This window comes from Rhodopila globiformis, from assembly GCF_002937115.1.
GTDB lineage: Bacteria > Pseudomonadota > Alphaproteobacteria > Acetobacterales > Acetobacteraceae > Rhodopila > Rhodopila globiformis.
Genome location: NZ_NHRY01000150.1, coordinates 1 through 12478, shown reverse-complemented (window position 1 = coordinate 12478; position 12478 = coordinate 1). Strand labels below are relative to the sequence as shown.

Sequence of the window (12478 nt, the reverse complement as noted above, 5' to 3'; positions counted from 1 at the left end):
CTGCTGTCGACCTATCTCGGCCATGTCGATCCCGGCAAAACCTACTGGTACCTCTCGGCCGCTCCGGAATTGCTGCAACTGGCCAGTGAACGGCTGGACCGTCACCTCGGAGGTGACGCATGACCGCGGCCGGCGAGACCTCGGTGCCATACAGGTCCTCGAGGTGGCCCTGGATCTCGCGGGTGCTCATGCCGCGCGCGTAGAGCGAGATCACCTTGTCGTTGAAGCCGGGCAGACGGCGCTGGTATTTGCCAATCAACACAGGCTCGAAGCGGGCTTCGCGGTCACGTGGCACGGTGATCTCGACGGTGCCGTCGCCGGCCAGCACGCGCTTGCGGGTGGCGCCGTTGCGGTGGTTGCGGCCCTCGCCGCTGGCCCGCTCCTGGTCCATGTGGTGGTCGAACTGGGGGGCCATCAGCCGGTTCAGCAGCGCCTGCTTCAGCTCGCCCAGCAGGCCGTCGTGGCGCATCACCAAGGCCGGGTCGCGACCGGCCAGCAGCTCATCAATCAGCTCGTTGCGAATCGTCATAGCGCGCTCCCGCCCCATCACTCAGGGGTTTCGTTATGACCTTCACACAAATTTCTGGATAGGCTCTCGGGCCAGACCGGCGCAGACCATGCTCAGATCGGCGATGCAATCCCCAAGGGCACTCATACCGCCCCAGAATGGTGGTTTGCCGGGTGCCGCAAGGCCGGCGTGACGAAAACCGCACCTTCAGGCGAAGAAAGCCGCGCATGGTGGCATTTGCGACTCACCCACAAGGATGCGGATCATCACTCAGAACGCGACTCAGTCGCATTGAGAACCGCTGGTTCAGGAGCAACGGCATTGCCGCCAAAGTCCAGGAGGGCGGAGCTCTTCGCCTCACCGTCGCCTTGGCAGGGGCAAATGAGCAGCCGCCGGACGCGCAGCGGCACGTCGCCGAACAGCGAGCGAAACCGCATCCGATAGTGGCCCCTGCTGGCCAGCGTGCGGCCGCAGGCCACGCAGGAGCGACGATACGCGCTCAGGACCGTCACCCGGGCCGGCACCATCTGAGCCTGCACAGCCGCTGTCAGCTGCCTGGCCTCGTCGAGCCGCAGCCCAAGCTCAGCCAAGCCGGCTTCCTCCCCATGACGGCAAGCCTCTGGACAATGCCTGAGGGCTGCATTGTCAGGCTGGTCTGGCGTGACGCGCGACTACACAAGGGGAGAGTGTCAATACCCGCTCTGCGCCCAGAATGGCCATCCAGCCACCCTGGCCGTCATTTTCAAAGCGGACACGCCCCGGCGACTGTCGGATGGCGGGAATGAGTGATCTTCAGATCCTCCGGCGACAAGGGTTGAGGTGTAACGTCATCGAGCGACACCCCGAACAATCCATGCGGGTATCCACGGGACAGATCGACGACATGGGAACTTGTGCAACGAGTACGTCCCATGCGGCCCCGCGATCATGGTGTTGTGCTCACCCCGAGCAAGCGCCGAGCCTCATCCGCGGTAGCAGGCCGGCGCCCGTGACGCATGATGGCTCCGGCAGCGAGCCGCACCAGTTGGGCATTGCTGGAGGCGAGACAATCGCGATTGATCCGGATGTTGTCCTCGAGCCCGGTGCGGACACCGTCGGCATTGCGCGCAAGAGCCCAGTCCACGACAGGTGACTGGGCTACGCCGATGCCTGCGGCGGTCCATGTTGCATTGGGGATTTGCCGCCGAAGTTCGCCGAGCATGAGGTCGAGCAGGTGTTCCCGTGCCGGCAGGGCGTTCCTGATGCCCATGACAATCTGCACATGCGGCCGTTCATCCATCAAACCCTGATCGATCAGCCGCCGGGCCGCGTGAATATGACTGAGATCGAAGATCTCGATCTCGGGCCGGATACGATTGGCCTGCATTTTCGTTCCCAGCTCAACAACGAGGGCAGCCGGGTTCTCGTAGACGATGGTGGGGAAATTCACCGACCCGGTGGAGAGCGAGGCCATGTCGGGCCGCAGCTCCAGGGCGTTGCCGCGCGTGGAGGGATCGCGCCCGCGGCCACCGGTCGAGAACTGGATGATCATGCCTGGACAGTGCCTGCGCACGCCCTCCTGTACCTGAGCGAACAGGGCCGGATCACTCGACGGCGTTTCATCGGGATTGCGGACATGGATATGGACGAGCGACGCGCCGGCTTCGAACGCTTCGTGCGTGCTTTCGATCTGCTCGGCCGGCGTTACAGGAACGGCTGGATTATCTTTCTTGCGCGGAACAGAGCCGGTGATGGCGACTGCGAGGACGACGGGCTGCATGGTTGCTCTCCGTGCGGATGATGGCGCTATCTGGCAGCGGATGCCGCCGCGCCTTTCATTTCGTGCTGATGGCGGATGGATGCCGCGCAAGCGGCGTCACGCTGATTTCCATGAACGGAAACAGCGGCAGCGTGGACAGGATGTCGTGCAGCGCGTCGTGACTTTCCACGTCGAACACCGAGATGTTCGCGTATTGCCCGGCGATGCGCCACAGGTGAACCCACTTGCCTTCGCGCTGCAGCGCCTGCGCGCGCGCCTTCTCCTCCGCCTTCAGGCGATCGAAGAGGGCCGGATCGATGCCGTGCGGCGGATGGACGTCCATCCTGACGTGGTAGAGCATGGTTTCCTCCTATGATCGCGCATAGCGGCGCAGCTTGTCCGGATCGAGCACCACGCCGATGCCGGGTCCGGCCGGCAGATGCACATGGAAGTTTTCGAAATGCAGCGGCTCGGTCGCCAGGTCGTCGGTCAGGATCTGCGGGCCAAAATGTTCGCAGCCCCAGTCCAGGGCGCGGAACGTGGCGAAGACCTGCAGGTGCGCGGCGGCGCCGATGGAGCTTTCCAGCAGGCAGCCGCCATACAGGCCGATACCGGCTGCTTCCGCCACCGCCGCCACCTTCCGCACCCCCAGCAGGCCGGCGTGCTTGACCAGTTTCAGCGACACCGCATCGGCCGCGGCGGCCGCGGCGACCGCGAGCATGTCGTGGGCGTCGAACACGCATTCATCGGCCAGCAGCGGCGGCGTGCCGGGCCGGGCGCGCAGCCGGGCCATGGCGCCGATGTTCCACGCCGGCACCGGCTGCTCGACCAGCCGGACGCCCATCTCGGCAAGCTGCGGCAGGCAGCGCGCGGCGATGGTCTCGTCCCAGGCCTGGTTGGCATCGGCGATCAGCTCGGCACGGCCTTCCAGGGCGCGTGCCAGGTGGCGCATCCGGGCCATGTCGGCGTCCGGCGCCTGGGCGCCGATCTTGACCTTGAAGGTGCGGTGCAGCCGCGCTTCCAGCTTGCGTTCGGCTTCCTCCACCTCCTGCGCGGTGTCGCCCGAGGCAAGCGTCCACAGCACGGGAATGCGATCCCGCACCGCGCCACCCAGCAGAGCCGCGGCCGGCAGACCAACCGTTTTCCCGACGGCATCGAACAGTGCCGTCTCGATTGCGGCCTTGGCAGCATTGTTGCGCTTTGCGGCCTGGTCCAGGCGCAGGCCGATGGCCTCGAATCTGCCAGCGCACTGGCCAGTGATGGCGGGGGCGAGATAGGCGTCGATGTTGGCCTTCATGGCTTCGACGCTTTCCTCGCTCCAGCGCGGACCACCCAATGTCGCGGCTTCGCCGACGCCCTCGACGCCGTTGGCCAGGCGTACCTGGACGATGACGTAGCTCTGGGCTGTGACCGACGTCTGCGACAGCTTGTGCCGGCGCACCGTCGGCACGTCCACGATGGTGCTGCGGACTGAGGCGATGATCAGGTCGCGGGTCAGGTTGGCGGTGTCGAAAAGAGAGTCCGGCATGTCAGGCCTCCGGCCCGGGTGTATGCAGGCAGAACGTCGCGGGTGGTGCCGCTTTGAGGGGCAGGTGGCCCCGGCAGACGCCGGAGCCAGGCCGCCGGGATCAGGCTCAGGCAGCCTTCGCGTGTTCACGCACGACGACCGCCTCCGGCAGGTGCGCCGCCTCCCTGTTCAGGGTGAAGTCGAACTGGATCGTTACGAACGGCTCGTTCAGGCCGTGCGCCTTGATCTCGGCGGGATCGTCGTGACGGACGACGTCGGGGATCAACCCGTCGCGGGTGGCGAAGGCGAAGTCGTCGTGCAGGTACTCGTCGCCGGCGATGTTGATCTGGGTCGTCAGCTTGCGACAGCCCGGCGCTTCGACAAAGAAATGAATATGCGCCGGACGACGCCCATGCCGTCCGAGGCCGGCGAGCAGTTGCTGTGTCGGGCCGTCCGGCGGGCAGCCGTAACCGGAAGGCAGGATCGAGCGGAACCGGTAGCGGCCTTCGGCATCGGTTTCGATGCGCCGGCGCAGGTTGTAGGCGCTCTGCGACGGGTCGAAATGCGAATAGCCGCCCTTGGTGTTGGCGTGCCAGACATCGACGATGGCGCCGGCGATGGGCTTGCCGTCCACGTCCTTCACCTGGCCCTGCATGAACAGGACCTCGCCCTGCTCGGGGTCCTGGTCCAGCCGCGCCTCGCCCTTGGCCAGCGGGGCGTTGGCGATGTACAGCGGCCCTTCGATCGTCCGTGGCGTGCCGCCCGCCAGCCCGGCCTGGCGTTCCTTTTCGTCCATCAGCAGATCGAGGAAATGCTCGATGCCCAGGCCAGGCACCAGCAGGCCGACCTCGTTGGCCTGGCCGAGGCGCGAGATGTAGCTGACCGCGGTCCAGAACTCCGTCGGCGTCACGTCGAAGTCCTCGACGATGCGGAACATATCGGTCGTCAGCCGCGCGACGATCTGCTTCAGCCGCTGGTTGCCGCCGCTTTGCTCCACACCGGCGACCTTGCCGATGAGTTGCTGCACATAGGGGGTGTTGATCAGGGACTCAGTCATCGTGTTCCTCCATGCTCCGGCCATCGTGCCGGTCTCTGTCGTTGCCTGCCGGATACGGTCCGGCGCCGTCGTCAGCCGAGGTCGCCACCGGCCACCGGCACGGTGACGCCGGTGATGTAGGTGGCATCATCGGAAGCCAGAAACAGGATCGCCGCGGCTTGCTCCTCGGTCGTGCCATAGCGGTGCATCAGGCTCGAAGCGGTGGTCTGTTCCTCTACCTCGCGCCACCAGTGCTGTTCGCGTTCGGATAGCGGGGCAGCGTTGCGGGGAATACGGCGCGGCGGGGCTTCCGTGCCGCCCGGCGCCACGGCGTTCACCCGGATGCCGTGCTCGGCATACTCCCAGGCGAGGCAGGCGGTGATGGCATTCACCCCGCCCTTGGCCGCGGCATAGGGCACGCGGTTGATGCCGCGCGTCGCCACCGAGGAGACGTTCACGATCGCGCCCCCGTTGTTCCGCAGCATCAGCGGCAGCGCCGCCCGGCAGCACCACAGCGTCGGAAACAGCGAACGCCGGATCTCGGCCTCGATCTGGGCTTCCTCGTATTCCGCGAAAGGTCTGGCCCAGATGGTCCCGCCGACATTGTTGATCAGGATGTCGATGCGGCCGAAACGGTCCTGCGCCTGGCGCAAGGCGTCCGTCGCACCGGCGAAGGTTTCCAGATCCGCGGTGATCGCCAGCGCCCGGGCTTTGGCCGCTTCGGCTTCCTGCCGTACTTCGGCAACCAGGTCGGAGCGGTCCACCAGGGCGACCGCGCCGCCTTCCCGCGCCAGGCGGAGCGCGACGGATCGGCCGATGCCCTGCGCCGCCCCTGTCACCACCGCCACTTTTCCGGCGAAGCGTCCTGTGCAGGTCATCGTCATGGCCGCCTCACGCCGCTGCCCGATGCGTTTCACCGATCGTGGTGACCGCACCGCTTGGCGAGAATTTCTCGTAGTGGAAGTTCGCGGGCGTCACACCTTGCTCGTTCAGCCAGGCCCGCACGGCGTCGACCATGGCCGGGGGGCCGCACAGGTAGACGTCCACGTCGCCGCCATTCAGGTAAGCGCGATCCATGTGGGCCATGACGAAGCCCTTGCGCGGGTGCCCGCTGTCCCGGGCCGCCACGCAGGTCGTGAACGTGAAGCCCGGGATGCGTTCGGCGAACGCCTGAAGCTGATCGACGCCGACGAGGTCCACGTCGTTGGTGACGCCATAGACCAGATTGACCGGATGACCGGCCGTGCCTGTCTCGGCGATCCTGCCCAGCATCGACAGGAACGGCGCCAGCCCGGTGCCGCCCGCCAGGAACAGCAGCGGACGCCTGATCTCCCGCAGGTAGAAGCTGCCGGACGGACCGACGAATTCAATGGCCGCGCCAGGCTGGGCCTTCTCCCGGAGGAACGTGCTCATCAGTCCCGGCTGGATGTCGCGAACCAGGAACGACTGCGTGTCGGCGCCCGGCGGGGAACTGAACGAGTAGGAGCGCCGCTGGTCGGTTCCCGGCACCAGCACGTTCACGTACTGGCCGGGGAGGAATGAAAGAGAACCTGCTCCCTCCAGCGAAAAGGCGATGGTGGTATCGGACAGCCTGTCAACCGAGCGCAGCCGCGCCTGGAATGTCTGCCCCTTGGTCTTGCACACCTCGGAGGAGGCGAAAATATCCACGACCAGGTTGGTTTTCGGCTGCATCTGGCAGGCGAGGGCAAGGCCTTCGGCGGCTTCCGCTTCGGTCAGCGCCTCCTCGATGTAGTCGCCGCCGTCGTACTCGCCGGACTGCACGCGGCATTTGCAGGTGCCGCAGGCGCCGTTGCTGCAATCGAGCGGAATGTTGATGCCAACCCGATAGGACGCCTCGGCGAGGGTCTCCGCCGATCGGCATTCGATGAAGCGCGTGAAGCCGTCCTCGAAATTGAGGGCAATCTTTGCCATTTTTGAACTCCGCGGATCAGATGTGATAGATATCGACCACGTGATGAATATAGTCGTTCTTCAGGACGATCTTTTTCTTGCGGATCAGCGGCAGCGGGCCGGATGTATCGAGCGTGTAGAACGAGGTCCCGAAATAGGTATCCGTGATCCTGTAGCGGTAGCTGAACGTCACCCAGTTGAAGCGCACCCGGCAGACCCCGCCGTCCTGCTCCAGGATCTCGACGTTGCTGATGGTGTGCGACGTGCGCGGTTCCGGCAGGCTGGTGGCGCTGGAGCGCTCGGTCCTGATGCGGAATACCCGATCCTGCAATCCGCCCTTGTTGCCATACCAGATCAGCGAAATTTCCGTCTGTGGGTTCTCGGTCAGCCTGTCGTCGTCATCCCAGGACGGCATCCAGAACTCGACATCCGGGGCATAGCAGGCCAGCCAGGCATCCCAGTCCTTGTCATCCAGGCACCGTGCCTCGCGATACAGGAATGCCTGGACATCCGCGACCGACAGGGTCTTCGCACCGCTGTTCGCATTTTCCATTGTGATGGACATTGTCCTGCTCCCCTCAGGCCTTGGTTGCTTCCGCCGCCAGGGCGCGCTGCATCGTCTCCTGCCAGTATTTGTGCTGGATGACGAACAGACCCTCGTCCTCGGTGCGCACGCCGCTCATCAGCGGCTTCATGCCGATGGCCTCGGCTGCTGCATCGGCACCCTGGATCCAGTGCGTCGCGCCGCGGCACATGTCGTTCCAGCGCGCATTGCGGCCCTGATAGGACATCTGGCAGGCGCGGAATTCCTCCAGATCGTCCGGCGTGGCCATGCCGCTGGCGTTGAAGAAATCCTCGTACTGCCGGATGCGCCGGGCGCGCGCTTCCGGCGCTTCGTTCTTCGGGGCGATGCAATAGATCGTAACCTCCGTCTTATCCACGGCAATCGGCCGGTAGTGGCGGATCTGGGAACTGAACTGGTCCATCAGATAAACGTTGGGATAGAGGCAGAGATTGCGTGAGCGCTGCACCATCCAGTCGGCGCTGGCCTGCCCGAACTGCGCCGCCAGTTCGTCGCGCCGTTCCCAGTTCGGCCGATCCTCAGGGTTTTCCCAATTGCTCCAGAGCAGAAGATGGCCGTTCTCGAAGGAATAGAAGCCGCCGCCCTGCTTGGCCCAGCCACCCGCGCTCATGGCGCGGATGGTGTCCGCCTGCTCGCCGTCCTTGCGGCGCTTCGTCGTGGCGGCATAGTTCCAGTGCACCGCGCTGACGTGGTAGCCGTCGGCGCCGTTCTCCGTCTGCAGCTTCCAGTTGCCATCGTAGACGTAGGTCGAGGAGCCGCGCAGCACCTCCAGCCCGTCCGGCGACTGGTCGACGATCATGTCGATGATCTTCGCGGCTTCGCCCAAATGCTCCTGCAGCGGCACGACATCGGCATTGAGGCTGCCGAACAGGAACCCGCGGTAGGATTCGAAGCGCGGCACCTTGGTCAGGTTATGGCTGCCATCCTTATTGAAGGTTTCCGGATATCCGGCATTGCGCGGATCCTTGACGCTGAGCAGCTTACCGGAATTGTTGAAGGTCCAGCCATGGAACGGGCAGGTATACGTCTTCTTGTTGGCCCGCTTGTGCCGGCACAGCATCGCGCCGCGATGGCTGCAGGCGTTGATGAAGGCGTTCAGCTCGCCGTCGTTGTTGCGGGCAATGAAGATGGGCTGGCGGCCCATGGTGGTGGTGAAATAATCGTTCCTGTTCGGAATCTGGCTTTCGTGCGCCAGGTAGATCCAGTTCCCCTCGAAGATGTACTTCATCTCCAGCTCGAAGAGCGCCGGGTCCGTGAAGATATCGCGGGCTACGCGATAGACCCCCGTTTCGGGATTGTCCTCCAAGGCATGAGCAACCGAAGTCTCGACGGCATCAAACATGCTTTCCTCCAAATTCTTGCTTTTGGCGCCGTGCAGGGACGTCGCGCAGAGCAGGTTGCACAGTCGCGGCCCGGCCGCTCAGGCAACAGCGGCGTGGTCCACGAACGAAGGAGCCAAGGCGAAAGCGGGCGGCACGTCGCACAGGCTGTCTCGGCAATCGGCCGGATTGGTTCTTTGATCTGCGACGATACCTGATGCGTTGGTTTCCTCGTTGCCCGCTGATCTGACACTTCACAGGCAGTCCGTCCAAGACTAAATTGGTTGGGTCCATACCCGGGAGGTATCGTCTGGAACTGCGGCAGCTTCGCTATTTCGTGGCCGTCGCGCGGGAGCGAAACTTTACCCGCGCAGCCGAGCTGCTGCATATCGCCCAACCTCCGCTCAGCCGCCAGATCCAGCAACTGGAGGAGGAACTTGGTGCGATCCTCGTGGAACGCGGCAGCCGGCCGATCCGCCTGACCGATGCCGGCCGCCTGTTCTACGAGCAGGCTGTCCAGGTGCTGGAGCGGGTGGAGGAAATCAAGCTCATGACCCGCCGGGCGCATGAAGCCGGCCGGCTGCATTTCAGCATCGGCTTCGTCGGCTCGACCCTCTACGGCTACCTGCCGGAAGTCATCCGGTCCTATCGGGCTGCGCGCCCCACTGTTGATATCACCTTGCTTGAACTGACAACACTTGAGCAGATCGCGGCGCTCAAGGAGGGGCGCATCGATGTCGGCTTCGGGCGTATCCCGTTCGAAGATCCCAAGATCGAGCGGCAGGTTCTGCGCAACGAAAAACTGTGTGCCGCCTTGCCTGCTTCTCATCCCCTTCAGGCCCGCAGGCGCCCACTGCGTCTGGCTGAACTCGCCAACGAACCGCTGGTCGTCTACCCGAAGGCGCCTCGCCCCAGCTACGCCGACCAAGTGCTGGCCTTGTTCCGGGCACGGGATCTGAAGCCGTCGATGATCCATGAAGTGCGGGAACTGCAGACCGCGCTCGGTCTGGTGGCAGCGGAAACCGGCGTTTGCCTGGTGCCGGCGGGGGTCGAGCGCCTGCGCCGCGACAACGTCGTCTACCGGCACCTTGACGAGGACCAGGCCTTCTCACCAATCATTTTCAGCACAAGGAAAGACGATCCTTCGCCGGAGATCGAGCTGATACTGTCACTAATCCACGAGATCTATCGGCGGGAGGGAATCATACTTGGCAAGTAGGTCGCCGATGGCGCCCACGATCATCGCGGTCGTCAGTTAGACAGCAGCGACGGTGTGCGGCAGCCGATAGGGGCAGCAAGGGTGAAAGATGATAGCTCGCCAGTCCTCAGGCAGACGGCGACGCTGCAAGAAATGGACATCTCGCTGCCTGACCCACAGGACCACGATTGCTCAGCTCGACTTTCCGCCTCTCATTTCTTAGTCGCTCATACCTGCGTTCAGAAGATGGCCTCGGCGGCGATGAAGCGGAGAGCCTGGTCGGGCGGCAGGATGGTGCGGCCGGATGGGCCGGTGGGTGACCAGCGGTCGGTGCGTAGCGACCAGTAGAGCACCTCGACGTGCTCGCCGTCTGTGTCGGTGCGCAGGCGCGCCACGGGAGCATGCAAACCTGTGGGGTTTGTTCCCGTCCTGATAGGTTCTCGGCTCACGAGATGAGGGTGAGCCGGTGGCAAAACTGGTGTGGCGGGTGAAGCTGGTTACGGAGTTGCAGCCGGGCGTGACGGCCAAGACCGAGGTGGCCCGGATCGAACGTGATGAGGAAGCCGGCTTGGCCGAGCTTGGGCTGCGGCTCGACGAGACCAGGCAGCTGACAGCGGCTGTGCAGGCTCAGATGGTGCCGGCCCGGGTGACGGTCCTGAGCGCGTATCGTCGCTCCTGCGTGGCCTGCGGCCGCACGCTGGCCAGCGGGGGCCACTATCGGATGCGGTTTCGCTCGCTGTTCGGCGACGTGCCGCTGCGCGTCCGGCGGCTGCTCATTTGCCCCTGCCAAGGCGACGGTGAGGCGAAGAGCTCCGCCGTCCTGGACTTTGGCGGCAATGCCGTTGCTCCTGAACTGACCTACGTCACGGCCCGCTATGCGGCATTGGTCCCCTTCGGCAAGGTCGCCGCTCTGCTGTCCGAGTTGCCGCCGATGAGTGGCACGCAGCACGCCAGCACGGTGCGCAACCGGACGAGGCGGGTCGGCGCGATCGTTGTGCGGCAGCCGACCGTCACCGACACGGCGCAGGCAGCCGCACCGGTCGTGGTCGGGCTTGACGGCGGCTATGTGCGCAACCGGCATGGCCGGGAGGGGCGCCACTTCGAGGTAATCGCGGGCAAGGTTGGTGATGCCGAGGGAGCCCAGCATCGCCTTGCCTTCGTCCGCAACGGTCCGGTGGCTGCCTTCGAGGTGTTCCAGCAGGCGCTCGCTGCGGCGGGGGTGGGTGCGGACACGCCGGCGACGGTGCTGTGCGACGGCGATGCCGGGCTGTGGCGGCTGCAGCGCGCGACGCGGCCTGACGCCACGGTGGTGTCGGACTGGTGGCACCTCGCGGTGCGTTTCGAACACGCGCTGCAAACGGCCCGTGGCCTTGGCGCCGGCACCGCCGACGCACATCTCGCCGATCGGACGGTTCGCGGCCTGGAGCGGGCCAAGTGGCGCTTGTGGCACGGCCGCTGGCCGGGATGCCGGCGCAAGCTCGCCGCCCTGTGTCGCTGGACGCAGCGCAGGCCCCTGCGGGAGGTGGCCGGAACTGAATGTCTCCAGCGGCACGTCAGCGAGTTGTTGGGCTACCTCGAGCGCAACCAGGGCGCGCTGGTCCATTATGCGGCCCGGCGCCGGCGCGGTGAGCCGATCTCAACCGCGTTCGTGGAGAGTGCGGTCAACGAGATCGTGGCCAGGCGCATGAACAAGAAGCAGCAGATGCGCTGGAACAGGACGACGGTGCAGCCTTTCCTCGACGGTCGCACCGCCGTGCTGGACGGCACGCTCGAGGACGCCTTCCGCAGGCGTTATCGCGGCTTCCGCTCCGCCAATGACGAAGGGACAACCAAAGCGGCTTCGTAATGAACCCCACGGGTTTGCATGCTCCCGCCGCCCACCCGCAGCAGAAGAGGCAACTCGCATGCGCTGGAGTCGGGATTGAGATTCATTGCTTTGGCAAGACGTTGTCGCGCATGGCCTTGCGGCAGGACGTCCAGCAGGAAAGGCGGCCAATGGCTGAACTTCTGCCACTCCAGGCTCAACGGAAGCCGAACGCTCAAAGCGGTAGCGCCGATGACATTCCCCGCCATCGCAGGATCATGCTGCAAGCAGTACTGCATGTCATAATCGAACGTGGAGGCGTCGTTATGCCCCGAACCAAGTTCGGCCACCGCGGCAACCTGCCAGCGGCCGCCGCTATGAACCTCCGCCGCTATGAACCTCCAAGGTGACGCGCTACGCCATATCGTCCATCGCTGCCTTGGCAGGGGTCCGCTGCGACGCCCTCCCGCGCTGCCTACGATGGCCCGGACCGTGCCGACGGCTACAGCAGACCTCAGGTTGGTTGGGACAGATCGGCGATGCGCTCTCTGACCGTCATGGCGGCTACCCGGGACAAGAGCCCGGGCACAGGCTCCGGGCCGCCATCCATCCCTGCGCGCGGCATCAATACCGCCAGGCGTGGGTGGTGGGCCTTCGCCCACCATGACGATGAAGGCGCACCGTTGCCTTGTCTCAACCGACCTGCGGTTTGCCGTAACGCCACCGGCCATGACGACAGAGCGACGACCTCGGCCCACGCGACCGCCCCCTCCTGCGAGCCGGCATTTTCACAGGCAGCATCGCCTCACAACCGAAACGGCATATCTACCCGACAAGACGCCAACCCGCACCCCGGCGCCGATGTCCCCCTGAT

General features: G+C 65.1%; 14 protein-coding genes. 2 read left to right on the top strand and 12 right to left on the bottom strand.

The window, feature by feature from the left end; all coding sequences use genetic code 11:
• The 10 genes from CCS01_RS34370 to benA form a co-directional block, all read right to left on the bottom strand.
• The coding region (locus tag CCS01_RS34370) for a transposase (protein ID WP_193540138.1) at positions 1 to 529 on the bottom strand (529 nt) is incomplete at its 3' end.
• A gap of 245 nt (positions 530 to 774) precedes the next feature.
• Positions 775 to 1098: a hypothetical protein gene (locus CCS01_RS14965; protein WP_104519602.1), complete on the bottom strand. Its 324-nt coding sequence runs from the start codon at positions 1096 to 1098 to the stop codon at positions 775 to 777.
• A 335-nt stretch (positions 1099 to 1433) separates the two neighbouring features.
• On the bottom strand, positions 1434 to 2267 hold the full coding sequence (locus CCS01_RS14960) for a BKACE family enzyme (RefSeq protein WP_104519601.1): 834 nt from the start codon (positions 2265 to 2267) through the stop codon (positions 1434 to 1436).
• Positions 2268 to 2322: 55 nt separating this feature from the next.
• Positions 2323 to 2607 carry a muconolactone Delta-isomerase gene (gene catC / locus CCS01_RS14955; RefSeq protein WP_104519600.1) on the bottom strand — a complete coding sequence of 95 codons (285 nt, stop codon included), beginning with the start codon at positions 2605 to 2607 and terminating at the stop codon, positions 2323 to 2325.
• Between the two features lie 9 nt (positions 2608 to 2616).
• Positions 2617 to 3774, bottom strand: a complete 1158-nt coding sequence (locus CCS01_RS14950) for a muconate/chloromuconate family cycloisomerase (RefSeq protein WP_104519599.1) — start codon at positions 3772 to 3774, stop codon at positions 2617 to 2619.
• 106 nt (positions 3775 to 3880) lie between these two features.
• Positions 3881 to 4810: a catechol 1,2-dioxygenase gene (gene catA, locus CCS01_RS14945; RefSeq protein WP_104519598.1), complete on the bottom strand. Its 930-nt coding sequence runs from the start codon at positions 4808 to 4810 to the stop codon at positions 3881 to 3883.
• 71 nt (positions 4811 to 4881) lie between these two features.
• Positions 4882 to 5673, bottom strand: a complete 792-nt coding sequence (locus tag CCS01_RS14940; RefSeq protein ID WP_275112923.1) for a 1,6-dihydroxycyclohexa-2,4-diene-1-carboxylate dehydrogenase — start codon at positions 5671 to 5673, stop codon at positions 4882 to 4884.
• 7 nt (positions 5674 to 5680) lie between these two features.
• Positions 5681 to 6721: a benzoate 1,2-dioxygenase electron transfer component BenC gene (gene benC, locus CCS01_RS14935; protein ID WP_104519597.1), complete on the bottom strand. Its 1041-nt coding sequence runs from the start codon at positions 6719 to 6721 to the stop codon at positions 5681 to 5683.
• A 16-nt stretch (positions 6722 to 6737) separates the two neighbouring features.
• On the bottom strand, positions 6738 to 7265 hold the full coding sequence (gene benB / locus CCS01_RS14930) for a benzoate 1,2-dioxygenase small subunit (protein ID WP_104519596.1): 528 nt from the start codon (positions 7263 to 7265) through the stop codon (positions 6738 to 6740).
• Between the two features lie 13 nt (positions 7266 to 7278).
• Positions 7279 to 8625 carry a benzoate 1,2-dioxygenase large subunit gene (gene benA / locus CCS01_RS14925; RefSeq protein ID WP_104519595.1) on the bottom strand — a complete coding sequence of 449 codons (1347 nt, stop codon included), beginning with the start codon at positions 8623 to 8625 and terminating at the stop codon, positions 7279 to 7281.
• A gap of 257 nt (positions 8626 to 8882) precedes the next feature.
• On the opposite strand from benA, the gene CCS01_RS14920 reads away from it, so the two are divergent.
• Positions 8883 to 9821, top strand: a complete 939-nt coding sequence (locus CCS01_RS14920) for a LysR family transcriptional regulator (protein ID WP_275112922.1) — start codon at positions 8883 to 8885, stop codon at positions 9819 to 9821.
• A 218-nt stretch (positions 9822 to 10039) separates the two neighbouring features.
• Here CCS01_RS14920 and CCS01_RS33735 read toward each other — a convergent pair whose 3' ends face one another.
• Positions 10040 to 10195 carry a hypothetical protein gene (locus CCS01_RS33735; protein WP_158258405.1) on the bottom strand — a complete coding sequence of 52 codons (156 nt, stop codon included), beginning with the start codon at positions 10193 to 10195 and terminating at the stop codon, positions 10040 to 10042.
• A 71-nt stretch (positions 10196 to 10266) separates the two neighbouring features.
• On the opposite strand from CCS01_RS33735, the gene CCS01_RS14915 reads away from it, so the two are divergent.
• On the top strand, positions 10267 to 11646 hold the full coding sequence (locus CCS01_RS14915) for an ISKra4 family transposase (protein WP_104519594.1): 1380 nt from the start codon (positions 10267 to 10269) through the stop codon (positions 11644 to 11646).
• Here the strand turns inward: CCS01_RS14915 and CCS01_RS33730 are convergent.
• Positions 11592 to 11954 carry a HipA N-terminal domain-containing protein gene (locus tag CCS01_RS33730; protein WP_158258404.1) on the bottom strand — a complete coding sequence of 121 codons (363 nt, stop codon included), beginning with the start codon at positions 11952 to 11954 and terminating at the stop codon, positions 11592 to 11594. The genes CCS01_RS14915 and CCS01_RS33730 overlap by 55 nt on opposite strands.
• Between the last annotated feature and the right edge of the window lie 524 nt (positions 11955 to 12478).